General features: G+C 55.2%; 19 protein-coding genes, 1 other RNA gene and 1 pseudogene. 12 read left to right on the top strand and 9 right to left on the bottom strand.

What is annotated here, in order from left to right; all coding sequences use genetic code 11:
* Positions 1-72: 72 nt before the first annotated feature.
* The 6 genes from aroF to gyrA form a co-directional block, all read right to left on the bottom strand.
* Complete coding sequence (gene aroF, locus R5L00_RS04000) at positions 73-1,089, bottom strand: 3-deoxy-7-phosphoheptulonate synthase (RefSeq protein WP_107692169.1); 1,017 nt, start codon at positions 1,087-1,089, stop codon at positions 73-75.
* The gene (hisC, locus tag R5L00_RS03995) at positions 1,086-2,255 is read right to left on the bottom strand and encodes a histidinol-phosphate transaminase (RefSeq protein WP_317653475.1); all 1,170 of its coding nucleotides are present in this window, start codon (positions 2,253-2,255) and stop codon (positions 1,086-1,088) included. Before hisC ends, aroF begins: the two co-directional genes overlap by 4 nt.
* 70 nt (positions 2,256-2,325) lie before the next feature.
* Positions 2,326-3,408: a prephenate dehydratase gene (pheA, locus tag R5L00_RS03990; RefSeq protein WP_317653474.1), complete on the bottom strand. Its 1,083-nt coding sequence runs from the start codon at positions 3,406-3,408 to the stop codon at positions 2,326-2,328.
* Positions 3,409-3,444: 36 nt separating this feature from the next.
* On the bottom strand, positions 3,445-4,644 hold the full coding sequence (locus tag R5L00_RS03985; protein ID WP_317653473.1) for a 3-phosphoglycerate dehydrogenase family protein: 1,200 nt from the start codon (positions 4,642-4,644) through the stop codon (positions 3,445-3,447).
* Positions 4,637-5,731 carry a 3-phosphoserine/phosphohydroxythreonine transaminase gene (gene serC, locus R5L00_RS03980; protein WP_317653472.1) on the bottom strand — a complete coding sequence of 365 codons (1,095 nt, stop codon included), beginning with the start codon at positions 5,729-5,731 and terminating at the stop codon, positions 4,637-4,639. The genes R5L00_RS03985 and serC overlap by 8 nt, the downstream gene beginning before the upstream one ends.
* 38 nt (positions 5,732-5,769) lie before the next feature.
* Positions 5,770-8,346, bottom strand: a complete 2,577-nt coding sequence (gyrA, locus tag R5L00_RS03975; RefSeq protein WP_317653471.1) for a DNA gyrase subunit A — start codon at positions 8,344-8,346, stop codon at positions 5,770-5,772.
* Between the two features lie 318 nt (positions 8,347-8,664).
* Between gyrA and R5L00_RS03970 the strand changes: the two genes are divergently transcribed.
* The 4 genes from R5L00_RS03970 (at position 8,665) to R5L00_RS03955 (ending at position 12,239) form a co-directional block, all read left to right on the top strand.
* Positions 8,665-9,345 (top strand): OmpA family protein, encoded by a 681-nt coding sequence (locus R5L00_RS03970; protein ID WP_107692774.1) that lies wholly within the window; start codon positions 8,665-8,667, stop codon positions 9,343-9,345.
* A 68-nt stretch (positions 9,346-9,413) separates the two neighbouring features.
* Positions 9,414-10,757: a TRZ/ATZ family hydrolase gene (locus R5L00_RS03965; protein WP_317653470.1), complete on the top strand. Its 1,344-nt coding sequence runs from the start codon at positions 9,414-9,416 to the stop codon at positions 10,755-10,757.
* Between the two features lie 26 nt (positions 10,758-10,783).
* Positions 10,784-11,488 (top strand): bifunctional 2-polyprenyl-6-hydroxyphenol methylase/3-demethylubiquinol 3-O-methyltransferase UbiG, encoded by a 705-nt coding sequence (gene ubiG, locus R5L00_RS03960; RefSeq protein WP_317653468.1) that lies wholly within the window; start codon positions 10,784-10,786, stop codon positions 11,486-11,488.
* A 103-nt stretch (positions 11,489-11,591) separates the two neighbouring features.
* A complete protein-coding gene (locus R5L00_RS03955) occupies positions 11,592-12,239 on the top strand; it encodes an HAD-IA family hydrolase (protein ID WP_317653467.1) in 648 nt (215 codons plus the stop codon).
* A gap of 46 nt (positions 12,240-12,285) precedes the next feature.
* On the opposite strand, the gene R5L00_RS03950 is transcribed toward R5L00_RS03955, so the two are convergent.
* Positions 12,286-12,561: a hypothetical protein gene (locus tag R5L00_RS03950; protein ID WP_317653466.1), complete on the bottom strand. Its 276-nt coding sequence runs from the start codon at positions 12,559-12,561 to the stop codon at positions 12,286-12,288.
* A gap of 143 nt (positions 12,562-12,704) precedes the next feature.
* Here R5L00_RS03950 and R5L00_RS03945 point away from each other — a divergent pair, with 143 nt between their 5' ends.
* From R5L00_RS03945 to R5L00_RS03910, 8 genes are all read left to right on the top strand, one after another.
* Positions 12,705-12,881, top strand: coding sequence for a hypothetical protein (locus R5L00_RS03945; protein WP_317653465.1), 177 nt, complete (start codon positions 12,705-12,707; stop codon positions 12,879-12,881).
* Positions 12,882-12,894: 13 nt separating this feature from the next.
* Positions 12,895-13,080, top strand: a complete 186-nt coding sequence (locus tag R5L00_RS03940; RefSeq protein WP_317653463.1) for a hypothetical protein — start codon at positions 12,895-12,897, stop codon at positions 13,078-13,080.
* Positions 13,081-13,281: 201 nt separating this feature from the next.
* Positions 13,282-13,643: a transfer-messenger RNA gene (ssrA, locus tag R5L00_RS03935) on the top strand.
* A gap of 646 nt (positions 13,644-14,289) precedes the next feature.
* A complete protein-coding gene (locus R5L00_RS03930; RefSeq protein ID WP_317653462.1) occupies positions 14,290-17,373 on the top strand; it encodes a BPTD_3080 family restriction endonuclease in 3,084 nt (1,027 codons plus the stop codon).
* Positions 17,374-17,375: 2 nt separating this feature from the next.
* Entirely contained in the window at positions 17,376-20,234 is a 2,859-nt protein-coding gene (locus R5L00_RS03925) for a site-specific DNA-methyltransferase (RefSeq protein WP_317653461.1), read from the top strand.
* 11 nt (positions 20,235-20,245) lie between these two features.
* A complete protein-coding gene (locus R5L00_RS03920; protein WP_317653460.1) occupies positions 20,246-20,632 on the top strand; it encodes a hypothetical protein in 387 nt (128 codons plus the stop codon).
* Positions 20,622-21,248 (top strand): hypothetical protein, encoded by a 627-nt coding sequence (locus R5L00_RS03915; protein ID WP_317653458.1) that lies wholly within the window; start codon positions 20,622-20,624, stop codon positions 21,246-21,248. The genes R5L00_RS03920 and R5L00_RS03915 overlap by 11 nt, the downstream gene beginning before the upstream one ends.
* A 6-nt stretch (positions 21,249-21,254) precedes the next feature.
* Positions 21,255-23,345 carry a UvrD-helicase domain-containing protein gene (locus R5L00_RS03910; RefSeq protein WP_317653457.1) on the top strand — a complete coding sequence of 697 codons (2,091 nt, stop codon included), beginning with the start codon at positions 21,255-21,257 and terminating at the stop codon, positions 23,343-23,345.
* An 89-nt stretch (positions 23,346-23,434) separates the two neighbouring features.
* Here R5L00_RS03910 and R5L00_RS03905 read toward each other — a convergent pair whose 3' ends face one another.
* Together R5L00_RS03905 and R5L00_RS03900 are read right to left on the bottom strand one after the other, a co-directional pair.
* On the bottom strand, positions 23,435-23,782 hold the full coding sequence (locus tag R5L00_RS03905) for an isoaspartyl peptidase/L-asparaginase (protein ID WP_317653456.1): 348 nt from the start codon (positions 23,780-23,782) through the stop codon (positions 23,435-23,437).
* Positions 23,783-23,846: 64 nt separating this feature from the next.
* Positions 23,847-23,972: pseudogene (locus tag R5L00_RS03900) on the bottom strand (isoaspartyl peptidase/L-asparaginase); the annotation flags it as partial.
* Between the last annotated feature and the right edge of the window lie 75 nt (positions 23,973-24,047).

The following is a 24,047-nucleotide window of genomic DNA, read 5'->3' as shown; positions in this document are numbered from 1 at the left end:
GCTGACCGGTACCGCGGTTGATACCAGATAAATCTCCGAAAGGCCCAGTGGGATGATTCGGAGGTTCGACAATTACAGACTCCGTCCGATTACGTTAGCGATTCCTCTAAGCGATCCCATCAGCGCATGAAATTCCTCGGGGTTCAGCGCCTGATCCGCGTCGCACCATGCTTCGCAGGGGTTTGGGTGCATCTCTACCAGCAACCCATCCGCTCCCGCCGCAATCGCCGCCCGCGCCAGCGCAGGCACCATCCATGTTTTGCCGCCAGCGTGAGAAGGGTCCACGATGACGGGCAAATGGGTTTCCCTTTTCAGCACAGGAATGCAAGTAACATCCATGACGTTGCGGTAGGAAGTTTCAAAGGTACGTATGCCGCGCTCGCAGAAAATGATGTTGTGATTGCCGCCAGCAGCAATGTATTCCGCTGCCATAAGCCACTCGGAAACGGTGGCCGACATGCCGCGCTTGAGTATCACCGGTTTATTAACTCGTCCAACTTCTTTCAGTAGCTCGAAATTCTGCATACTGCGCGTGCCTATCTGGATCACATCCACGTCATACTTGAGAAACGTGTCGAGCATGCGGGCGTCCATCAGCTCAGTAACAATGCGCAGACTATACTTATCCGCTGCGTTGCGGAAAAGTTTCAACCCCTCTTCGCCTTTCCCCTGAAAGGTGTAAGGACTGGTGCGGGGCTTAAATGCGCCGCCACGCATCAATTGACAGCCGGCTGACGCAACGTGCTGTGCCGCTAAATCCATCTGGTCCTGAGTTTCGACCGAGCAGGGTCCGCCTATCACCTGCACCTGATTCCCCCCGATCGGTATTCCGCCCACATCTATTATGGAGTCGTCCTTGTGCGACTCGCGCGAGACAATTTTGTATTGCTTTACGATGTGCATCGAATATTCGACGCCGCTCAGCGAATCGAACATCTCAGGATCAAGCCTGCGCTCGTCGCCGATGGCGCCAATCACCGTACGCTCGGTGCCGCGTGAAACATTCGCATCAAGGTCGAAACTGCGAATCTTTGCCACCACCGTTTCGATTTGCTCATCGGTGGCGCCACTATTCATGATGATGATCAAGCGGATTCTCCTGTCGCTATTTCGTGAGCCATCTGTGGGTCTGCTTTTTTTTCTGCCGCGTTTGCCATATCGAGTGCTACCTCCAGTGACTTGAGGAATTTCTGGTTTTCCGATTCGAGCCCGACCGTGACCCGCAGATGCTCAGGCATTTCATACACTCCGATGGGACGTACAATGACCCCCTGCCTCAGGAGACTTTCATTGACCACTTTCACGTTTCCGCGCACGCGAAAGCTCAAAAAATTGCCGTAGGATGGTATGTATTCAATGCCGAGTTGCCGCAACCCGGTGGTGATTTGTAGCATCCCTGCCTGGTTCAGCGCGTAGGAGCGTTTCACGAATTCCACGTCCTCCAGCGCGGCCACGGCGCCAGCCAACCCGATGCTGTTTACATTGAATGGCTGACGTACGCGGTTCATCAAACCACTAACGTCGGGATGCGCCAGCCCGAAGCCTACGCGTACCCCAGCCATACCGTACGCCTTGGAAAAGGTGCGCGTGATCAGCAAGTTGGGAAAGCGTTTCAGCCACGAGATGCTGTCGGCCTTGATGTCGGTCGGCAAATATTCGTTATACGCCTCGTCCAGCACCACCAGCACATCGGACGAGACGCGCTCCAGAAAGCGCAATACTTCGGCAGCAGGGAGCAGCGTGCCGGTTGGATTATTGGGATTGGCAATAAAAACCATGCGGGTTTCGGGCGTGACTGCGTCCAGCATGGCATCAAGATCATGGCCATAGTTATACGCGCGCACCGATAGGCCGGTAGCACCGACTGCCTGGGTCACAAGCGGGTAGACCGCAAACGCATGTTGCGAGTAAACCGCTGATCCGCCCGGTTTAAGGAATACCCGGGCAGCCAGTTCAAGAACATCGTTCGAACCATTACCCAACACAATCTGTTCGCTGGACACGCCGTAACGTTGTGACAGCGCCGCTTTCAACTCAAAGCCGCTGCCATCCGGATAAAGCGCGACGTCGGCGAGCGCCTTGCTCATCGCCTCACGCGCCATCGGGCTTGTCCCCAACGGATTCTCGTTTGAGGCGAGCTTGATAATGGATCGTTCATCCATACCCATCTCGCGGGCCAGCTCTGAAATGGGTTTGCCAGGCTGATACGGGCTGATACTACGGATATACTCGGGAGCGAGGTCGCAAAGATTCATAACGTCTGGTCCATGAATGCAGAGTTATTAGAAGAGCCTGGTCTGGTATGTTTGATAGAGCGGAAAAACCTCATCGGTCCGCAGTTGAACCGCGCGGGTATGAGCCTAGCACCTTCAGAAACGCCGCTTTTTCCCGCAATTGCTGCAACGCCTGCGTAACTTTCGGGTCCTGCTGATGGCCGTCAACATCAACAAAAAAAACATACTCCCATAAGCCTGCACGGGAGGGGCGGGATTCCAGGCGGCTCATGCTCACGCCATGTTCCGCGAACGGCCCCAGTAATTGGTGTATTGCGCCAGGACGGTTTCTGGTCGACATGACCAGTGATGTCTTATCCCTGCCTGAAGCCGCGACCTCCTGCCCACCGATGACCAGAAAACGCGTGGTATTGTTAGGATCATCTTCGATATTCTCGGCACAGATGGTCAGTCCGAATACTTCCGCTGCTTTTCTGCCCGCTACCGCCGCTGCATTTTCCTCCTGCGCGGCCAACCGAGCTGCATCCGCATTGCTCGCGGCGTTGATACGGGCCGATCCCGTCAAATGCGGCAGATTAACGTTAAGCCACTCATGGCACTGGGCGAACGACTGGGGATGAGAATAAATTTTCTTGATGCGTGTCAGATCGAGGTGTCGCGCAAGCAGCTGCTGATGTATGGGCAATACGATTTCGCCGCAGACCTTCAACGGCGTTTGCAACAGCAGATCGAGCGACCTTCCTACTGCGCCTTCAGTCGAATTCTCAACCGGCACGACCCCATAGCTGGCCTTGCCGGCCTCCACTTTTCGGAAAACCTCATCTATCGAGTTGCAGGCCAGAGTCGTTACGACGCTGCCGAAGCGCTTCAGTGCGGCCTCTTCGGAAAAGGTTCCTTCCGGGCCAAGATAGGCGACCGTCAACGGTTCCTCCAGGGAGCGGCACAGCGACATGATCTCGGTGAACAGCCGCACGACATGCTCATTTGCCAGCGGCCCCGGGTTCAACTCGCACAGCCGCGCCAGTACCTGTGCCTCCCGTTCCGGACGATACGCAATGCCGTTCTTGACCTGTCCGATCTCACGGGCAAGATCGGCCCGCGCACTCAGAAGCTTGAGCAGCTCACTGTCGATCGAGTCTATCTTGTCGCGCAGATGTTTGAGTTGGCCGGTCATCGGGATGAACTTCTATCTTGCCTCGATTGCCTAAGACTATTCAGCCAATACCGGCAAGTAGCGCGCCATCAATACGCCGCGTATTGCCGCCATCTCGTCTATCGTTGTTTGCGGAACCGGGCTATCGACATCAACCAGCGTGTAAGCCATCTCCCCTCGGGATTTATTGCCCATGTTATGGATATTAAGCCCCGCATTGGCCATGCTGGTGGAGATCTGGCCGACCATGTTAGGCACGTTGGCATTGGCGACGGCCAGCCGGTAGGGGGATTCCCTTTCCATGGTGATGTTGGGAAAGTTGACTGCGTTGGTGATGTTGCCATTTTCCAGATAATCGATCATCTGGTTAACGACCATTACCGCGCAATTCTCTTCCGCCTCGAGGGTGGATGCGCCGAGGTGCGGCAGGGTGATGACTTTTGGGTGATGCTGAAACAACTGGCTGGGAAAATCGCAAACGTAATACCTTATTTTCCCCAGTTCGATTCCTTCCAGGACCGCGTTCTCGTCCACGATGCCATCGCGGGAGAAATTAAGCAGAATCGTGCCATTCTTCATGGTCTGCACGAGTCTGTGGTTAATCAGGTGATGCGTTGCGTCAAGCAGCGGCACGTGCAACGTTATGAATTCGCTATTGCGCACCAGGTCTTCCAGGCTTTCCGCGCGCTTGACTTCGGAGGGCAGGTTCCACGCGGCATCCACGGTGATATTGGGATCGTAACCCATCACTTTCATCCCGAGGCGTATGGCCGCTACCGCCACCAGTCGCCCGACCGCGCCCAGGCCGATAATACCGAGCGTGCGTCCGGGCAATTCGATTCCGGCGAATTGCTTCTTGCCCTCTTCCGCCCGGTTGTGCAGGGTGGTGTTATCACCTTGCAAGCCTTCAGCAAAGTGGATAGCGGGAACGAGATTACGCGAGGCCATCAGCAGACCGGCGAGCACGAGTTCCTTCACAGCGTTCGCGTTCGCACCCGGCGCGTTGAAAACCGCGACGCCGCGAAGATTCATCTCCTTTACCGGCACATTATTGGTCCCGGCACCGGCGCGGCCAATTGCTTTTACGCTCGGTGGAATATCCATCTGCAGCATGTTGTGCGAACGCACGAGGATCGCATCCGGCTCGGTCATGTCATTGCCGACTACATAATGGCTGGCGTCAAAAAGCTTGAGACCCAACGTCGAGATCTGGTTGAGCGTAAGTATGCGAAAAATTTTATGGGCGCGCTCAGGCATGACTGTCCGCAAATTCCTTCATGAATTCCACCAGAACCTTTACTCCCTCAAGCGGCATCGCGTTATAGATGGAGGCGCGCATCCCCCCGACCGAACGATGCCCCTTCAATTGTATCAGTCCACGGGCGGCAGCCTGTTTCAGAAACTCCTCATCCAGCGAGGTATCCTTTAACGTAAAAGGCACGTTCATGCGGGAGCGGTCCGGCTTGGCCACGGGGCAGTGGTAGAAATCGGTCGTATCCAGAAAGTTATACAGCAGATTGGCTTTGGCGACGTTTATTTTTTCCATCGCTTCCAGTCCGCCATTTTTCTTCAGCCACTCAAGCACTAGTCCGGTGATGTACATCGGGTATGTCGGCGGGGTGTTGTACATCGAATCGTTGTCCGCATGAATCTTGTAGTCGAACATGGTTGGGGTCCCCGGGACAGTCGTACCAAGCAAGTCCTCGCGCACGATGACAACACATAATCCCGCGGGTCCGACATTTTTTTGCGCCCCGGCATAAATCACCCCGAATCGGGAAACGTCCAGTGGACGCGACATGAAGCTGGAGGACATGTCCGCGACCAGCGGCATATCTGTACCATAGCGCGTCAAATCGGGAACCCAGTTGTACTCGACACCACCTATCGTTTCGTTGGGCGTGTAATGAAGATAAGCAGCCTCAGGGTCAACATTCCATACATCCTGGGGCGGAGCGTAAGTGTAGTTCTTGTCCTCGGACGACGCGGCCACATTGACTGCGCAATACTTTTTCGCTTCCTTGATGGCTTTTTTTGACCACTCCCCGGTATTGACGTAGTTGGCGCTTTTCTTTCCGCGCAACAGATTCATAGGCGCCATGGCAAACTGGCTGGAAGCACCCCCGGAAAGGAACAGGACCTTATAGTTGTCGGGAATGCCCGCCAACTCTCGCAGGTCCGCCTCGGTCTTTGCCGCGATCGACATGAATTCCTTGCCGCGATGGCTCATCTCCATCACTGACATGCCGCTATCGTGCCAATCGAGTATCTCATCGCGGGCCTGGCGCAGAACTTCCGCCGGGAGGACTGCCGGGCCTGCGCTGAAGTTATATATATGCTCCATTTGAATTCCTCGATGCAACGGTTAGCCAACGAACTGCCTTACTGTTCGTCCCTGGGGATGAGATCCCCGTTTACCCCCTCGGTCTCCACCACCCGCTCCAGTCCGGCCAGTCTCTCGCCCTCATCCAGATTGATCAGGATCACTCCCTGGGTGGCGCGGTTCATCTCGCGGACTTCATTGACGCGAGTGCGAATGAGCACCCCTCCTGTTGTGATGAGCATGATCTCATCGTCTTCCCTGACCAGTTTCGCGGCGACCACCTTACCATTTCTTTGATTGGTCTTGATCGCGATCATCCCCTGCGTGTCGCGGCCGTGGCGGGTATATTCGCCAATGGGAGTGCGCTTGCCAAATCCATTTTCCGTCGCGGTCAGGACCGACAGTTCTTCGCTCTCCGCCACCAGCAGGGAAATAACCTTTTGTCCCCTGCCAAGTTTCATCCCGCGCACGCCGCGGGCACCGCGTCCCATCGGTCTCACATCGTTTTCATCGAAGCGGATTGCCTTGCCTGCATCGGAAAACAGCATCACGTCGTGCTTACCTTCCGTCAGCGCCACCCCGATCAGGTAGTCATCCTCGTCCAGTCCCACCGCTATGATGCCACTGGCGCGGGGGCGCGAGAATTCCGACAACGGTGTTTTCTTGACAGTGCCGAACGCGGTAGCCATAAATATATAGCGATTTTCATCGAACGCTTTTACCGGAAGTATGGCGTTGATTTTTTCGCCTTGTTCCAGTTGCACCAGATTGACGATTGGCTTGCCGCGGGAGGCGCGGCCACCCTGCGGCACGGTATAGACCTTAATCCAGTAAACCCTTCCGCGGCTGGAAAAGCACAAAATATAATCGTGCGTGTTCGCGATGAACAGGTTATCGATGAAGTCGTCTTCTTTTGTGCCGGTGGCCTGCTTTCCGCGTCCACCTCTTTTCTGCGCCCGATAGTCATCGAGCGGCTGCGACTTCATATACCCGTTGTGCGAGAGGGTCACGACCACATCTTCCGACGCGATCAGATCCTCCATGCTCAAGTCCTGGGTACTGATGACGATTTCACTGCGGCGTTTATCGCCAAACTGTTGCTTCATTGCCCCGAGTTCTTCGGTGATGATGGCTGTGATGCGTTCCGGTTTGGCAAGGATATCGAGAAGATCGGCAATCTTTTCCATGATTTCCTTGTACTCGCCGACGATCTTGTCCTGCTCCAGCCCTGTCAGCCGTTGCAGGCGTAATTCCAGAATCGCCTGCGCTTGCGCATCGGACAAGCGGTAGCCATCGGCGGATAAACCATATTCGGGCGCCAGGTTCTCGGGCCGGTAGGCCTTTACATCGACCGAAGCGCGGGCGAGCATGTCCTCCACCATCGCCGAGCGCCACACCTTCGACATCAACCCATCCTTCGCCACCGCGGGCGTGGGCGCCGCCTTGATCAGCGCGATCACTTCATCCACGTTTGATAGTGCCACGGCCAGGCCTTCCAGCAGATGGCCGCGCTCACGCGCTTTTTTCAGCTCGAACGCAGAGCGCCGGGTCACCACCTCGCGTCGGTGTCGCAGGAACGCATCCAGCATCTGCTTCAGATTCAGCAGGCGCGGTTGTCCATCCCGCAGGGCCACCATATTCATGCCGAAGGTGTCCTGCATCTGCGTTTCTTTATACAGGTTGTTCAGCACCACTTCGGGCACTTCGCCGCGCCTGAGCTCGATCACGACCCGCATGCCGGACTTGTCCGATTCGTCGCGCAGATCGGAAATGCCTTCGATCCTTTTGTCGCGCACCAGCTCGCCGATACGAATCAGCAGATTCGCCTTGTTTACCTGATATGGCAGCTCGTCGATGATAATGCTCTGGCGGCTGCCTTTATCCATATCCTCGAAGTGAGTACGTGCCCGCATGACGACACGGCCCCGCCCAGTGCGGTAGCCTTCCTGCACGCCGGCGACACCGTAGATGATGCCCGCTGTGGGAAAGTCGGGCGCCGGGACTATCTCGATCAGTTCTTCGATGCCGATCTGGGGATCTTTCAACAGCGCGAGGCAGGCGTCGATTATTTCATTAAGGTTGTGCGGTGGAATATTGGTGGCCATGCCGACAGCAATGCCGGAGGAGCCATTTATCAGCAGGTTCGGGATTTTTGCGGGCAGAATGAGCGGTTCCCTCTCCGAACCATCGTAGTTCGGGCCGAAATCCACCGTTTCCTTGTCCAGGTCCGCCAATAGCTCGTGCGCGATGCGCGACATGCGGATTTCCGTATAACGCATCGCCGCGGCGTTATCGCCATCCACTGAACCAAAGTTGCCCTGGCCATCAACCAGCATGTAACGCAGGGAAAAGTGCTGCGCCATGCGCACGATGGTGTCATACACGGCGGTGTCGCCATGCGGATGGTATTTGCCGATGACATCGCCGACGACACGCGCCGATTTTTTATAGGGGCGGTTCCAGTCATTGGAGAGCTCATGCATGGCAAAGAGAACCCGGCGGTGGACCGGCTTCAGGCCATCACGCACATCCGGTAATGCCCGTCCCACGATTACGCTCATGGCGTAATCAAGGTAAGAGCGGCGCATCTCCTCTTCGAGGCTAATGGGCAGTGTTTCTTTCGCGAATTGATCCATTAATTACTATTCATCTATTCAGGGTCTTACGGTTCGAATCCCGCAATGGATACAGCCCGCGGGTATCAACACGTAAAACCACTCATTTTAGCATGCCCCCTATTTTGAAGCCACCCGAGCGTCTGATTATTCATGCCGTATGCAACAACATGATTTGACAAGAAGTGCGATATGAATAGATAATCAAGACGTGGATTATGCAATAATGTGCTATGGTCAAACAAATGGCTGGGCCTGCTATAGCTGTACTTGTTATTTGGGATGACTCAGGGATGATTCGATTTTGAATTGAAGTTTTAAATGAAAAGGGGCAATAGCATGAAAAATATGGTAACGAAAAAACTCTTGCTGGGAGCGATAGTTCTGCCGATGGTATTTTCGGGGGCTGCGATGGCGGCTGAGCAGCCTGAAGGATACGCAAGCGATGCCGGCGGTACAACCGCCAAAGATTCATCCGGAGACTGCTGGCGCACAGGTTACTGGACACCGGCGATGGCCACCTACGAATGCGATCCCGATCTGCTGCCGAAACCCGAAAAACGCGTTGAAGCGCCTGAACCTGCTCCTGCTCCCGCTCCGGCTCCTGCCCCTGCGCCCATTACAGAACCAGAAAAACTCTCACTTTCCGCCGACACGTTATTCGATTTCGACAAGGCCAACCTGAAATCAGAAGGAAAACAAGCCCTGGATGACCTCGTAAACAAACTGGGTGGCGTCAAGTACGACACCGTCGTAGTCATCGGCTACGCCGACCGCCTTGGTTCGGACGCTTATAACAAAAAACTTTCATTGCGCCGCGCTGAAGCCGTCAAAACCTATCTGGTCAACGAAAAAGGCATTCCCGCTGACAAGGTCTTCACGGATGGCAAGGGCGAAGCCAACCCTGTAACCGGTGATTCGTGCAAGGGCAATAAGAGAAGCAAGTCTCTGATCGCCTGCCTGCAACCCGACCGTCGCGTTGAAGTTGAAATCGCTGGCACAAAGGAAGTAGTCCAATAATTTCATCTCAACAAATAATTCAAACCCTGCCGCGCGCAGGGTTTTTTTTTGCTAAGCTTTCCGTATAAATGACTGACCCCGTAAAAATCGATACGTTGGTGGAGGCGCGCTGGATAATTCCGGTCGAGCCGGCGGGCACGGTATTGCAGGATCATGCCCTGGCTATTGATCAGGGCATGATCCTCGCCATCGTCGCCAATGACGAGGCGCAAGCGCGATTCGAGCCCGCTGAACGGATCGCCCTGCATCACCATGCGCTGATCCCGGGTCTGGTCAACCTGCACACGCACGCGGCCATGACCCTGATGCGCGGGCTGGCGGACGACCTGCCCCTGATGGAGTGGCTCAACAACCATATATGGCCTGCTGAAACAAGGCATGTCGATGCGGGGTTTGTCTTCGATGGCACGCGGTTGGCCTGTGCCGAGATGCTGAGAGCCGGCGTCACCTGTTTCAATGACATGTATTTCTTCCCTGAGGCATCCGTTCGGGCAGTGCTGGCCTCGGGCATGCGCGCCGCCATCGGCATGATCACCATCGACTTTCCTACCGCCTACGCCAGCGACGCCGACGATTATTTAGCCAAGGGCCTCGCCCTGCGCGACGCCTATAACCCGCACGCGCTGCTGTCATTCTGTTTTGCCCCGCATGCGCCTTTCACGGTAAGCGACAGGGTGTTCGCCAAAATCCTCACCTATGCAGAGCAGCTTGATTTGCCCATTCATATTCATCTTCATGAAACCGAGGACGAGGTAGCGGGCAGCCTGAAAATGCATGGCATGCGCCCGATAGAACGCATGCATAAGCTCGGCCTACTGGGGCCCAACCTGATCGCGGTGCACATGATTCATGTCACAGCTGATGAGATCGAACTCATGGCGCAGCTGGGCTGCACGGTCGCGCATTGCCCGACCTCGAATCTGAAACTCGCCAGCGGTTTTGCACCCGTCGTGTCTATGCTAAGCGCGGGGATGAATGTCGGCTTGGGAACGGATGGCGCCGCGAGCAACAACAGCCTGAAGATGTTCGAGGAAATGCGTCTCGCGGCGCTGCTGGCGAAAGGCCAGAGCGGGCGGGCCGATGTGCTGCCCGCATGGCAGGCTCTACAAATGGCGACGCTCAACGGTGCCAAAGCGCTGGGCCTGGATTCAATGATCGGCTCATTGCTGCCGGGCAAGGCGGCTGACGTCACTGCGGTGGATTTTTCCAGCCTTGAACTCGCACCTTGCTATGACCCTGTTTCGCACCTTCTTTATGCCGCCGGACGGGAACACGTGAGCCATGTGTGGGTAAATGGTAAAATGCTGTTGAACGACGGCGAGTTGACCACGCTCGACGAACAGGAGTTGTTGCTCAGGGCGGGATTCTGGCGGGAACAAATGGCAGCAACTCGACAGGGGCAGGGGCAGTAAAGCCCAAAGAATAGATGAGCAAACAAATGGAAAACAATAGCGCGAACGTCGATCTGCTGGAGCTGGACAAATTCAGCCAGCTGGCCCATCGCTGGTGGGACCCGAATAGCGAATTCAAGCCGTTGCATGAAATCAACCCGTTGCGGCTGGAGTACATCGACCGCCTTGCGGGATTGGAGGGGAAGACCGTGCTCGACGTTGGTTGCGGCGGGGGCATCCTGTCCGAGAGCATGGCTGGGCTTGGCGCCCATGTGACCGGAATCGATCTTGGGGATAAAGCCCTGAAAGTGGCAAAACTGCATTTGCTCGAAAGCGGCAGGCAAGTGAACTACCGCAAAATCTCGGTAGAGGCGCTCGCCAAAGAACAGCCCCACCATTACGACATAGTGACCTGCATGGAGATGCTGGAGCACGTGCCGAGCCCGCAGAGCATCGTGCGAGCGTGCGCGAAACTCGTCAAGCCCGGTGGCTGGGTCTTCTTCTCGACCATCAACCGCAATCCGAAATCCTATCTGTACGCCATCATCGGTGCGGAATACGTATTGAACCTCCTGCCGAGAGGCACGCACGATTACGCGAAGTTCATCAAGCCGTCGGAACTCGCGCGCATGGCCCGCTCGGCCGACCTTGGTGTGCATGAGATCATCGGCATGACTTACAATCCCATCACCAAGGTTTATGCGCTTGAGCCCGACTCTGATGTCAACTACATCATGGCGTCTCGCGCTTGAGATATCCGGGGCAATCACGCCAGCTCCGAATTTTTTTGATTAGCCTTCCCGCCGCCTCATCATCCTGGCGCGTCTTTCGCCAATTTCCTCCCATAATCCCGTTATGATCAAAGCTGTTCTCTTCGACCTCGACGGGACCCTCGCACATACCGCTCCCGACCTGGGCCATGCCCTCAACCGGCAGCGCGTTGCCCGCGGTCTTTCGCCCCTACCGCTGGAGATCATCCGTACCGAGGCCTCGGCTGGTGCGCGCGGCTTGCTCGGCCTCGGGTTCAATATCAAGCCGGGCGACACCGACTATGACGCAATGCGTGCGGAATTCCTCGATTTCTACGAGGAGCGGCTATGTCATGACACAGCCTTATTTCCGGGGGTGATGGAACTGCTTGAAGAGCTGGATACTCGTGGGCTGCCGTGGGGAATCGTCACCAATAAACCCGCGCGTTTCACCATACCGCTGCTGCAAGAGCTGGGATTGAGCAACCGTACCGCATGCATCGTCAGCGGCGGGGATACCGCTCACTCCAAGCCTTATCCCGACCCGCTGCTCAAGGCAAGCGGCGCCATGGCCATTGCGCCCGCCGAGTGCATCTACTTGGGGGACGATATGCGCGACGTGCAGGCCAGCCTGGCCGCAGGCATGGAGCCTGTCATTGCCAAATATGGCTATCTCGGCAGCGTGAGCGCGCCAGAATTCTGGGGCGCCAAGTATCTCATCGACCGACCCGAAGAACTGCTCAGTTACCTCTGACGCCCCACCGCGAAAACCTGCGCTCGTGCGGTCTACCAACGGACTATTATTGCTTATACGGCTTCTTGTTCATTATCTCTTGATCTCTGTATTCTTCTTTCACTCCCGGCGACACATTGTCGGGCATCTTTTCTTTCATGATCTCAGAGGTTGAGCTTGGCTCCTTCCCATACTTGCCGTCTTCCTTCTTGCTCGTGGGTGCGGAGGAGTCCTTGCGCATTGTTTCCTTGTTTTTATCTGTATCATGCGATGTAGCGGTAGCACCGAAGCTCCACAAAGCCGTGAAGGTGGTGATAATAACGGTCGATATGAGTTTGTTCATTTCAAGCTCCTATATGGTGACGAAAGTTAATTAAATGGCTTTCCCCCAACAATCCAATCCATCACGTGCTATGGAGGAACATTATGCTTGTCCTGTCGATGTTATCGGTGCGCCAACGCACAGTAGCGATTACCTGGTAGCTTGTGACTGATCTGCTTGAAGAACTGGATACCCATGGCCTGCCGTGGGGAATCGTCACCGATAAATCCGCGCGTTTCACGATACCGTTGCTGCAAGAGCTGGGTTTGAGCAATCGTACGCATGCATCGTCAGCGGTGGGGATACCGCTCACTCCAAGCCTTATCCCGCCCCGCTGCTGAAGGCAAGCGGCGCATGGCTATTGCTCCCGGCGGGTGCATCTACCTGGTAGATGACATGCGCGACGTGCAGGCCAGCCTGGCCGCGGGCATGGAGCCGGTTATCGCCAAATATGGCTATCTCTGCAGCATAAGTGCCCCCGAATCCTGGGGCGCGAGATATCTCATCGACCGGCCGGAGGAACTGCTCAGTTACATCTGACAACGCGTTTCTGTTATAGTGAAGCGGTAGCAGAGGGGGAGTGGAGAGAGCGCGGCTGCAGGGTAAGAAAGCATCCCGTTGCAGGCTGAGCGAAGCGGAGCGCAACAACAAATATTGATTGGATGGGTTACGATGGTCTTTATCCATCCAATTGAACTCTTCCAGCTCAATACCCTCTAAACAGCTGAAACACAGAATGCCGGGGGCGACCTGGCTTCGACGTGGGTTGCAAAGCAGATCAGGGCATACCGAGGACCAGTTACCTCGTAAATACATCTGGAAAAGTATAGTCGCAAACGACGAACGTTACGCTCTAGCCGCTTAAATCCGGCTGGACTCCGCACCGGTGGGCCTCAACGCCGGGTCTGGCAACAGGCAGCGGAGCCATTAACGAGGATCGCGCTCAGTAGGGTTACTTTATCGAGCGTTAAACAATAGGTGACTCGCCTGTCGTCAGTCCGCCGGTTGACGGACGCCAGGTTAAACTAAATAACATGGCTAAGTATGTAGAACTGACTGTAGAGGACTTGCGGACGCGGGTTCGATTCCCGCCGCCTCCACCAATTAAAAAGCCACCCCCAGCGGGTGGCTTTTTAATTTAGGGCGGTTGGGATGAGAACCCGCCATCAGGTTCGACTAAGCGAGCACTGCTCGCTTGGACGCGCGAGCGGGTTTTCGAGCGAGTGCGGTCCCGAAGCGAAGCGCAGGGATGGCTGGATCGCCTATGGCGAGTCAGACACATTCCCGGCGCACTACCACGCCCCCTTCCTCGGGGTTGTCTTATCTCTAGCTACAAGGTGAGGTTGACGATCTGTTTTCAAAGATCCCATTCTTGATACTTAAGCGGGTTCTAAATTTTCCCGGACAGCCAGTCTGCACTCCCCCTTAACCGATAACACTAATTCGCGCCCACTCAATGTTTGTGCCCCATCTACCGTAATTATTATTCGTGCAGCTTAGGCATATTTTTGCGGAACAGATTAGATGTCGAAAATCTCGGATCGCTAGCCCCTTTAAATCTTGTTGCCATTCAGCCGCCGAGTCGCCCTCGGTAGGATATTTTTACAGATAGAGCTCGATCGCGACAGGACATTAGTCCGTTGGATTAAGCTGAACAATAAGGTAAATTAGCGCATCTCTGGTAGAAAGTACAAAGCGAGCCCGGCAGTACTACCTCGGGCAGTTCCCAAGCCGAATAGGTGTTGATCAATGTATAACCCGTTCTTTGACCACCCCATTTTGAACTCTCCTTATTCGTCTCCCACCCGCCACTGGGAGCTGGATGAGCACGGGCAACCCACACAGAAGATTATCGAGACCCGCCGCCGTGCCGAGTTCATCACGCCGATTCCAAAGCCGAAGAAGCGGAAACGTGCCGCCACACAGGAGGCTTTCGTTTTTGATGAAGGCGAGGGGCTTTCAACGAAGGCGCAGCAATACGATCCCACCTCGATCATCAGGGAGGTGCGCGGCCAGGTGGATAGCTGGCGATCTTTGCCCAATCCCCATCAATGGCAGGTCACGCCCGAGACGGCCCGGCTTCTTCAGCATTGGCGCCATCACTCGTTTAGCGCTATTCGCCCGTTCTTCTGTCAGGTCGAGGCGGCGGAAACTGCCATCTGGCTTACCGAAGTGGCGCCCCAATCCAAGAATGGGAAGCGCATGCTTGAGCATCTTGTGTCAGCGAATCAAGATGCCAATCCGCAATTGATGCGATTCGCGCTGAAGCTGGCAACCGGCGCCGGTAAGACTACGGTGATGGCAATGCTTATCGCCTGGCAGACCATCAACTCCGTACGGCGCCCCGCCAGCAAGCACTTTACGCGCGGCTTTCTGATTTGTGCCCCCGGCTTGACGATCAAGGATCGTTTGCGCGTCCTCCAGCCTAACGACCCGGATAGCTACTACAAAGACCGCGAACTGGTGCCGGGCGACATGCTCGACGACGTGAACCGGGCTAAAATTGTCATTACCAACTACCATGCTTTCAAGCTGCGCGAGCGCATCGAGCTTTCCAAAGGCGGACGCCAGCTTCTCCAGGGCCGCACAGGCGAGGAACCCAGGACGCTCGAAACCGAAGGCCAGATGCTCCAGCGCGTGATGCCGGACTTGATGGGCCTGAAGAATATTCTTGCGATTAACGACGAGGCGCACCACTGCTATCGCGAGAAACCGAAAGATGTGGACGATGAAGACCTGAAAGGCGACGAGAAGAAGGAAGCGGAGAAAAACAACGAAGCGGCACGCCTCTGGATTTCGGGCCTCGAAGCGGTGAATCGAAAGCTCGGGCTCAGCCGCGTCATTGATTTGTCGGCAACGCCATTTTTCCTTCGCGGCTCCGGTTACGCTGAAGGAACCCTGTTTCCGTGGACGATGAGCGATTTTTCGCTCATGGATGCCATCGAATGCGGCATCGTCAAATTGCCGCGCGTGCCGGTGGCGGAAAACATCCCCGGCGAAGAAATGCCCATGTTCAGAGATCTTTGGGAAAATATCCGCAAAGAGATGCCGAAGAAGGGGCGTGGTCAAGGCGAGGAGCTCGACCCGCTCAGGCTTCCAACCCGCTTGCAGACGGCAATGCAAGCCTTGTACGGCCACTACGAGAAAACCTTTCAGCTCTGGGAGGATAAGGGCATCACGGTTCCGCCCTGTTTCATCATCGTCTGCCAGAATACCGCCATCTCCAAGCTGGTGTATGACTTCATCTCCGGCTTTCATCGCAAGAACGAGGACGGTACGTCCGCGCTGGAATATGGACGCTTGGCATTGTTCCGCAATTTCGACGAGATTACCGGCAATCCACTGCCGCGCCCCAATACGCTCCTGATAGATAGCGAACAGCTTGAGGCAGGGGATGCGCTGGACGACGATTTTCGGGGCATGGCTGCGGACGAGATCGAGCGTTTTCGTCGCGAGATCGTGGCGCGCAGCGGCGATGTTCGCGCCGGCGACAAGATCACGGACCAGGAACTGCTTCGCGAGGTCATGAATACTGTCGGCAAGCCCGGCCAGCTTGGCGGCGGCATCCGCTGCGTTGTCTCGGTCTCGATGCTTACCGAGGGGTGGGATGCGAATACCGTCACCCACGTGCTTGGCATTCGCGCCTTCGGCACCCAGCTCCTGTGCGAACAAGTCATTGGTCGCGCATTACGCCGTCAATCCTACGAGCTCAATGAAGAGGGGCCGGATAAGGGCCTGTTCAATGTCGAATATGCCGATGTTTTCGGCATTCCCTTCGACTTCACCGCGAAGCCGGTGATAGCTCCGCCGCAGCCGCCGCGCGAAACGGTTCAGGTCAAGGCCATGCGCCCCGAGCGCGACGCCCTTGAAATCCGCTTTCCCCGCGTCGAGGGCTATCGTGTGGAGCTGCCGGAGGAACGGCTGACAGCCGATTTTAACGAGGAATCGATTCTGGAACTCAGCCCCGATCTTGTCGGACCATCCATCACGCGCAACGCTGGCATCATCGGCGAATCCGCCGACATGAATCTCAAGCATCTGGGCGATATTCGTCCTTCCACGCTCGTTTTTCACCTCACCCACCGGCTGCTTTACACAAAATGGCGAGACCCCGGCGACGCACCAAAACTCCACCTCTTCGGGCAGCTCAAGCGCATTACCAAACAATGGCTCGATACCTGCCTCGTATGCAAAGGCGAGACCTATCCCGCGCAACTCATGTATCAGGAGCTTGCCGACATGGCCTGCAACAGGATCACCGCAGCCATTACCCGGCAATTTCTCGGGGAACAGCCTATCAAGGCGTTGCTCGATCCTTACAATCCCACCGGCTCGACCGGGCACGTCCGTTTCAACACGTCAAAAGCTGACCGCTGGGAAACGAGTTCAAAATCCTGCCACATTAATTGGATTATTCTCGACAGCGACTGGGAGGCGGAATTCTGCCGCGTGGCGGAGTCGCATTCCAAGGTCCGCGCCTATGTGAAGAATCACAACCTCGGTCTGGAAGTGCCTTATCGCTACGGCTTCGGGATGCGCAAATATCTTCCCGACTTCATTGTTCTGGTGGATGACGGCCACGGCCCGGATGACCCGCTGCATCTCGTGGTTGAGATCAAGGGCTACCGGCGGGAGGATGCGAAGGAGAAGAAATCCACCGTGGATACCTACTGGGTGCCCGGCGTGAACCATCTCGGCACTTATGGCCGCTGGGCGTTCGCAGAGTTCACGGAAGTTTACCAGATTGAGGCTGATTTCAAGGCTAAGGTCGAAAGCGAGTTCAACAAGATGATCAATTCTGTTGCCCTCTTGACGGCGCCACAGGGAAAATAATCATGACGAAGAGGCATCCTGGATTCAAAACAGTCGAAACTTTGAAGCACGAAGATGCGACGCGTAAGAATATCCCGACTGTGGAATACCAGTCAGTGATGCAGAAAAATGAACAGGATCCGATCCGGGTGGCTTACGAGCGCAGGAATAGGGATCTAGACCCGCAGCTCGTCTGGCGCGGGAAGGATGAGCAGGACTGGAGCGATCTCGTCGTCCAGGCTCCGCCGCTCTATATCCAGGAAAAGGTCCACCCGAAGGCGCTCATCAACGACCTGCTGCGCGCGACAAAGGAACGCGAGCATGAGGCAGGAACGCTCACCCCCGACCTTTTCGCCGACTTCAACGGGATCCCCAAGGGCGCGGACAAAACCGAGTTCTACCAGCACGACCAGAACTGGAGTAATCGCATGATTCTCGGCGACTCCCTTCAGGTCATGGCCAGCCTTGCCGAGCGCGAGGGTCTGCGCGGCAAGGTGCAGTGTATCTACTTCGATCCGCCCTATGGCATTACCTTTAATAGCAACTTCCAATGGAGCACTACTAGCAAGAAGGTGGACGATGGCAGGATCGACCACATCACTCGTGAGCCGGAGCAGGTTAAAGCCTTTCGTGACACTTGGCGCGACGGTATCCACAGTTACCTTACCTACCTCCGCGATCGGCTTACTGTCGCCCGTGATTTACTCACCGAATCGGGTTCCATTTTCGTACAGATCGGGGATGAAAACGTGCATCGCATCCGGGCGGTGATGGACGAAGTATTCGGCCCAAATAATGCCGGCGACCTCCTTCTAGTGAAGAAAAAAGGAGGCCAGAAGGGCCGCTTCCCGGAAGCCGTAAATGATTACATTCTCTGGTTCTTCAAGAGTAAACAAAATGCAAAGACTAAGCAGCTATACGAAGAATTCCTTGATGAGTCCGAAATTGCTCGTGACTTTCGTTTCGTCCGCCTGCCGTCTGGGCAAGATACCTCAATTGCTGAAATCGCAAGACTTGAGGGTAACGCATCATTACTGAAGACTAAGCCATTGCTTCTTCAGCGAGAGCGTGGGTGCAGTTTATTCAAATCGGAGAATTCGACATCCGGCGGATACCGGAAAAATCAAAGCATTATTTTTGATTATCAAGGTAGGCTTTTTGATCCCGGTTTGAAGAAGGGAAACTGTTGGAAGCATACGGCAGTCGACACGGACGTTGAGTTGTCAGGAATGCGTCGGCTCGCGATTGCAAACCGCTTATATATCGGGAAAAACCAGATCGGCCTAGTCAGGCATTTCTCGGATTTTGGGTTGCAACCTATTTCAAACTGGTGGGATGGATTTGGGGGGGCACCGGATCAAGTCTACGTCGTGCAAACTAATGAAAGAATCGTAGAGCGATGCCTATTGCTTGCAACAGATCCAGGCGACCTCGTGATCGACCCTACCTGCGGTTCCGGCACCACTGCCACTGTCGCCGAGCAATGGGGTCGACGCTGGATCACCATTGATACCTCACGCGTGGCACTTGCGCTAGCCCGTGCTCGTATAATGGGTGCGCGTTATCCATTTTTCATATTAGCTGATTCCCGCGAAGGTCAACTCAAGGAAGCGGGAGTCAGCAGTACCGCACCGAGCTCGCAGCCCGTGCGCGGGAACATTCGCCACGGCTTTGTTTATCAGCGTCGCGCTCACATTACTTCGGCGGTTGTAGCAAACAATGCGGAGATCGATGTCATATGGAACAAATGGCAGGCGATACTGGAGCCGTTGCGCGAGAAGCTGAACACCGCACTCAAGAAGCAGTGGCAGGAATGGGAAATCCCACGCGCGACGGACAAGGCTTGGCCGGGGCCTGCATTAAGCCTGCACGGCGACTGGTGGCAGCAGCGCATTGCCCGGCAGAAGGAAATCGACGCTTCCATCGCCGCCAAGGCCGACCATGAATATCTCTACGACAAGCCCTATCCGGACAATAAGAAAGTTCGCGTGGCGGGCCCCTTCACGGTGGAGAGCCTCAGCCCCCATCGCATGCTGGGCGTGGACGAGAACGACGAGTTGATCGATACCCTTAAGCAGGACAGCGCCGACTACAGTGCCAAACAATCTTTTCCCCAAATGATTTTGGAGAACCTCAAGACCGCCGGCGTGCAGCAGGCACACAAGGAAGACAAAATCACTTTCACCGCGCTCGCACCCTGGCCCGGCTATCTGGTCTGCGCCGAAGGGCGTTACCAGGAAGGTGACGCGGAATCCGGCAGCGAGAAGCGCGCCGCCATTTTTATTGGCCCCGAGTATGGCACCGTGCAGCGCGCCGACCTCGTCTCCGCCGCCCGCGAGGCGGGAGATGGCGGATTCGATGTGCTGATTGCCTGCGCCTTTAACTACGAGGCGCACGCTACCGAATTCAGCAAACTGGGCCGCATCCCCGTGCTCAAGGCTCGCATGAATGCCGACCTGCATATGGCCGAAGACCTCAAGAATACTGGTAAAGGCAATCTTTTTGTCATCTTCGGCGAGCCGGACATTACCCTGCTGCCCGAGAAGGACGGCAGGCTGCGCGTGAAAGTAAACGGCGTGGACGTCTTCAAACCCCAGACCGGCGAAGTCATCAGCCACGGTGCCGATGGGATCGCCTGCTGGTTTGTCGATACCGACTACAACGAAGAAAGCTTCTTTGTCCGCCATGCCTATTTCCTTGGCGCGAACGATCCCTACAGCGCACTCAAGATGACTTTGAAAGCTGAGATTGATCCCGAAGCTTGGGCCACGCTGAACAGTGATACTTCGCGCCCGTTCGACAAGCCGAAGAGCGGGCGTATTGCAGTGAAGGTGATCAATCATTTGGGCGATGAAGTGATGAAGGTGTTCAGGGTTAATTAAGCGGATCAAATATGAAAAAGCCAACTGTATACATCGCGTCACCTTATAGTAAAGGCGATCCAGCAATGAATGCGCATTTTCAGTGCAAGATCTTTGATCAGATTCTTGGAGAAGGAAAAGTATTACCCGTCGCGCCTTTATGGAGTCACTTTCAGCACATTCTATTCCCAAGACCGTATCAAGATTGGATCGACTACGATCAGGCAATGCTTAGCCTTTATGACTGTTGTTTGAGGCTGAATGTAACTCTGCCCCATGTTAGTTATAAAGAAACTAAATCATCTGGTGCTGATGCAGAAGTTGAAACTTTTAAGAGGATGGGCAAGCCCGTTTTCTACACTATTGAAGATTTATATTGCTGGGTTGATGGCGTAGGAAATAGCAAGAATGGAGAATAAGAAAAAAGAGAATTCGGTAAAAAGTCTCATTAACTTATATACCGTCGTCATGGGTGTAGCGCTTTCTCTTTCAGTTACTAGGTTAATCGACACTCAAACTGGGCTTCATTCGGTGACAGCTTCGTCTAGTCTGTTATTTATTGCATTCATTGCAACATTTTTTTGTTTTTATCACGGTGCACTCCGTCATATTTATGATACATACATAGAGAACGATAATCGTCATATTAAAAATGGCGCGTTAATTATAGATTTCCTACTACTACTACTTCATGGCATTGGATTTGTTGTTTTATCGTTATTAGTACAGGTTCCAAACCATTTTGCTTGGGCGCTCGTTGTCTTATTGACGGTAGATGTAGTCTGGGGCCTATTTGCGCACTTCGGTTCATCATCACAAGATGGGCACGGTGCAGAGTGGAAGTGGACCATCATTAATTTAATTTTTGTCTTGCTAGCAGTTTGGTATCTAGTCGCAAATAGTATCTATATTGCGATTTTGCAAAACCCCTTGAACCTTTCGATTCCCATAACAATCGCATGTGTTGTCAGAACGCTTTTCGATTATATGTTGTGCAAGGATTTTTATTTTCCTAAAACACAACAGGATAGTTGAGTCAGTATGAACTTCCGCATCGCCGATACTTTTACTGACAGCCTTTCCCGACTCGCCGGAGAGGAACAGAAAGCAGTCAAGACAACCGCATTCGACCTGCAACTCAACCCCTCTAGTCCCGGATTCAATTTTCACAAGCTGGATAAGGCGAAGGACAAAAACTTCTGGTCGGTCCGGGTGAACGCGAACATCCGTCTGATTGTTCACAAGACCGCGGGCAGCCTGCTGCTCTGCTATGTCGATCATCACGACAAGGCTTATGACTGGGCCGAGCGGCGAAAGTTGGAAACACATCCGGCAACAGGTGCCGCGCAACTGGTCGAGATACGCGAAACGGTGAAGGAGATTGCCGTTCCGGTTTACGTGCAAACAACGCTTGCTCTTGAGCCGAAACGTGCCGCCGAGAGGAAGGCTGTTTACATCGCGGCATCGGACGACGAACTTTTCAGTTACGGTGTGCCCGCCGAATGGATCGGCGATGTCAGGGAGGCAACCACGGAGGATGCGTTGCTGGCCTTGACTGAACACCTGCCTGCCGAAGCGGCGGAGGCCTTGGTGGAACTGGCGACTGGCGGTAAGCCCCGCTTGCCCCAGCCCACCGTGTTGGCGGCGAATCCTTTCGATCATCCCGATGCCCAGCGCCGCTTCCGCGTCATGACGAATGTGGAGGAATTGCAGCGCGCCCTCGATTTCCCTTGGGAGAAGTGGACAGTCTTTCTCCACCCCGAACAACGGCAATGGGTGGAGCGGGACTATACTGGTCCTGCACGTGTTTCCGGATCGGCCGGCACAGGCAAAACCATCGTGGCATTGCACCGGGCAGCCCATCTGGCCCGTGCGCACCCGGATGCCCGGGTTCTGTTGACGACCTTCTCTGACACGCTGGCGAATGCGCTGCGAACCAAGCTGAAGCGGCTGTTGGGCAGTGAACCGGGTCTTGCGGAACGGATTGATGTCTACTCGCTCAATGCGATCGGTTTTCGGCTTCACAAGGCGCATGTCGGGCCAGCGGCGATTGCGAGCCGCGAGATCATGCGTGAGCTGGTACAGGAGGCAGCGAACGGGGTGGGTGGCCACAGGTTCGGTTTGCATTTCCTCTTCACGGAGTGGGAACAGGTGGTGGATGCCAGGCAATTGGAGACTTGGGAAGCGTATCGCGACGTGGTGCGCCTCGGCAGAAAAACACGGTTGCCGGAAGCGCAGCGCGTGGTGTTGTGGTCCATCTTCGAGCGTGTTCGTGCTGGGTTAAAGGCGCACCAGCTGATCACGTACGCTGAGCTATTCAGCTCCTTGGCGGCTGTGATCTCGAAGAACAAGAAAGTGGTGTTCGACTTCGCGGTCGTGGATGAGGCGCAGGACATTAGTGTCACCCATCTCCGGTTCTTTGCCGCCTTGGGCGAAAGTCGGCCCAATGCACTCTTTTTCGCTGGCGACCTCGGCCAGCGCATCTTCCAGCAGCCTTTTTCATGGAAGGCCATCGGTATAGATATCCGGGGCCGCTCGCGCACCCTGCGCGTCAATTACCGCACCTCCCATCAAATTCGCGCGCAGGCGGACCGCCTTCTCGGCCCCTTGGTCACCGACGCGGATGGCAATACCGAGGACCGCAGCGATACGGTTTCGGTATTCAATGGTCCTCCACCCGACATTCATATCCTCAAGGACGAAAGCGGGGAAATCGGGACGGTCGGTAACTGGATCGGCGAACTAGCTAAAGCGGGCGTGATGCCGCATGAGTTCGGCATTTTTGTACGGTCTGAAGCGCAGCTGGATCGTGCGCGGGCTGCCGTCAAGGAAGCAGGCATGGCTTTCAGAATTCTCGATGAGCATGTGGAAACTGCAAGTGGCCACGCCTCAATCAGCACGATGAATCTCGCCAAGGGCCTGGAGTTTCGCGCGGTAGTGGTAATGGCCTGCGATGACGAAATAATTCCCTTACAGGAACGCATCGAGACAGTAGGCGACGATGCCGATTTGCAAGAGGTGTACGACACGGAGCGGCACCTGCTCTACGTCGCCTGCACACGGGCAAGGGATCATCTGCTGGTTACGAGTGTTGAGCCAGGATCGGAATTTTTAGATGACATACGAAATTAGCGTGGACTCGCGATGAGATGAAGTAGGGATAAACGGAGTGACGCGATTCCCCTGCAAAAGATAAAGTATTCGTATTTCCCCCGGTGCAATTACTGTGCTCGCTTTCGCTGCCATTCTCGGGCAGTAGGGACGTGAAAAAACACCCGCGCAACGCCGTCACTACCAATAGTGACGTGGAACATGCCTCTGATGTTGAAACGCATTGCGTAGTTGCCTTTCGCATCCAATACGATAAGACTCCAATCGCCGCCGATAGCTGCGACTTCGGCCAATGTATTATCCGCTGCTTCGTTAATGGAGGCGTTGAGCAGCCGTATCTGTGCCGCTGTGTTGAATGCGGCGGCACAGGTACGGATGGTACGGATGAACATTTCTCCGCTGCCGGTGGCGGACACCGCAACCGAACGATTGTCGGCATAGGTTCCGGCGCCGGTCATGCAGCCCGCGTTCGGGGGAGACCGCTTTTTTCAACTGATTCCATCGGAATTCGGTGTGGAAATAGGAGGGATCAACGATCTCCAGACCCTTCTCCGCGGCGAACGCTTTGGCGCCCTGACCGATCAGCATCCCGTGCTGGCTTTGCGTCATAACCGCGTATACGCTGCGGATCGGGTTGCTGATGGTCATAACTTCGGCCAGAGCCCGCCATTGGAGTTCGGCTGAGCGAGCACTGCTCGCTTTGATGTGCGAGCGGGCATATCG

This window comes from Nitrosospira sp. Is2, from assembly GCF_033095785.1.
GTDB lineage: Bacteria > Pseudomonadota > Gammaproteobacteria > Burkholderiales > Nitrosomonadaceae > Nitrosospira.
Note: the sequence above shows the minus strand (reverse complement) of the source record. Positions and strands in the feature narration are given on the sequence as shown.

What these genes read in the sequence shown, in the direction of transcription:
- hisC (WP_317653475.1), bottom strand. Translation starts at nt 2,255, where the DNA reads ATGAATCTTTGCGACCTCGCTCCCGAGTATATCCGTAGTATCAGCCCG.
- pheA (WP_317653474.1), bottom strand. Translation starts at nt 3,408, where the DNA reads ATGACCGGCCAACTCAAACATCTGCGCGACAAGATAGACTCGATCGAC.
- R5L00_RS03985 (WP_317653473.1), bottom strand. Translation starts at nt 4,644, where the DNA reads ATGCCTGAGCGCGCCCATAAAATTTTTCGCATACTTACGCTCAACCAG.
- serC (WP_317653472.1), bottom strand. Translation starts at nt 5,731, where the DNA reads ATGGAGCATATATATAACTTCAGCGCAGGCCCGGCAGTCCTCCCGGCG.
- gyrA (WP_317653471.1), bottom strand. Translation starts at nt 8,346, where the DNA reads ATGGATCAATTCGCGAAAGAAACACTGCCCATTAGCCTCGAAGAGGAG.
- R5L00_RS03970 (WP_107692774.1), top strand. Translation starts at nt 8,665, where the DNA reads ATGAAAAATATGGTAACGAAAAAACTCTTGCTGGGAGCGATAGTTCTG.
- R5L00_RS03965 (WP_317653470.1), top strand. Translation starts at nt 9,414, where the DNA reads ATGACTGACCCCGTAAAAATCGATACGTTGGTGGAGGCGCGCTGGATA.
- ubiG (WP_317653468.1), top strand. Translation starts at nt 10,784, where the DNA reads ATGGAAAACAATAGCGCGAACGTCGATCTGCTGGAGCTGGACAAATTC.
- R5L00_RS03955 (WP_317653467.1), top strand. Translation starts at nt 11,592, where the DNA reads ATGATCAAAGCTGTTCTCTTCGACCTCGACGGGACCCTCGCACATACC.
- R5L00_RS03950 (WP_317653466.1), bottom strand. Translation starts at nt 12,561, where the DNA reads ATGAACAAACTCATATCGACCGTTATTATCACCACCTTCACGGCTTTG.
- R5L00_RS03940 (WP_317653463.1), top strand. Translation starts at nt 12,895, where the DNA reads ATGGCTATTGCTCCCGGCGGGTGCATCTACCTGGTAGATGACATGCGC.
- R5L00_RS03930 (WP_317653462.1), top strand. Translation starts at nt 14,290, where the DNA reads ATGTATAACCCGTTCTTTGACCACCCCATTTTGAACTCTCCTTATTCG.
- R5L00_RS03925 (WP_317653461.1), top strand. Translation starts at nt 17,376, where the DNA reads ATGACGAAGAGGCATCCTGGATTCAAAACAGTCGAAACTTTGAAGCAC.
- R5L00_RS03920 (WP_317653460.1), top strand. Translation starts at nt 20,246, where the DNA reads ATGAAAAAGCCAACTGTATACATCGCGTCACCTTATAGTAAAGGCGAT.
- R5L00_RS03915 (WP_317653458.1), top strand. Translation starts at nt 20,622, where the DNA reads ATGGAGAATAAGAAAAAAGAGAATTCGGTAAAAAGTCTCATTAACTTA.
- R5L00_RS03910 (WP_317653457.1), top strand. Translation starts at nt 21,255, where the DNA reads ATGAACTTCCGCATCGCCGATACTTTTACTGACAGCCTTTCCCGACTC.
- R5L00_RS03905 (WP_317653456.1), bottom strand. Translation starts at nt 23,782, where the DNA reads ATGACCGGCGCCGGAACCTATGCCGACAATCGTTCGGTTGCGGTGTCC.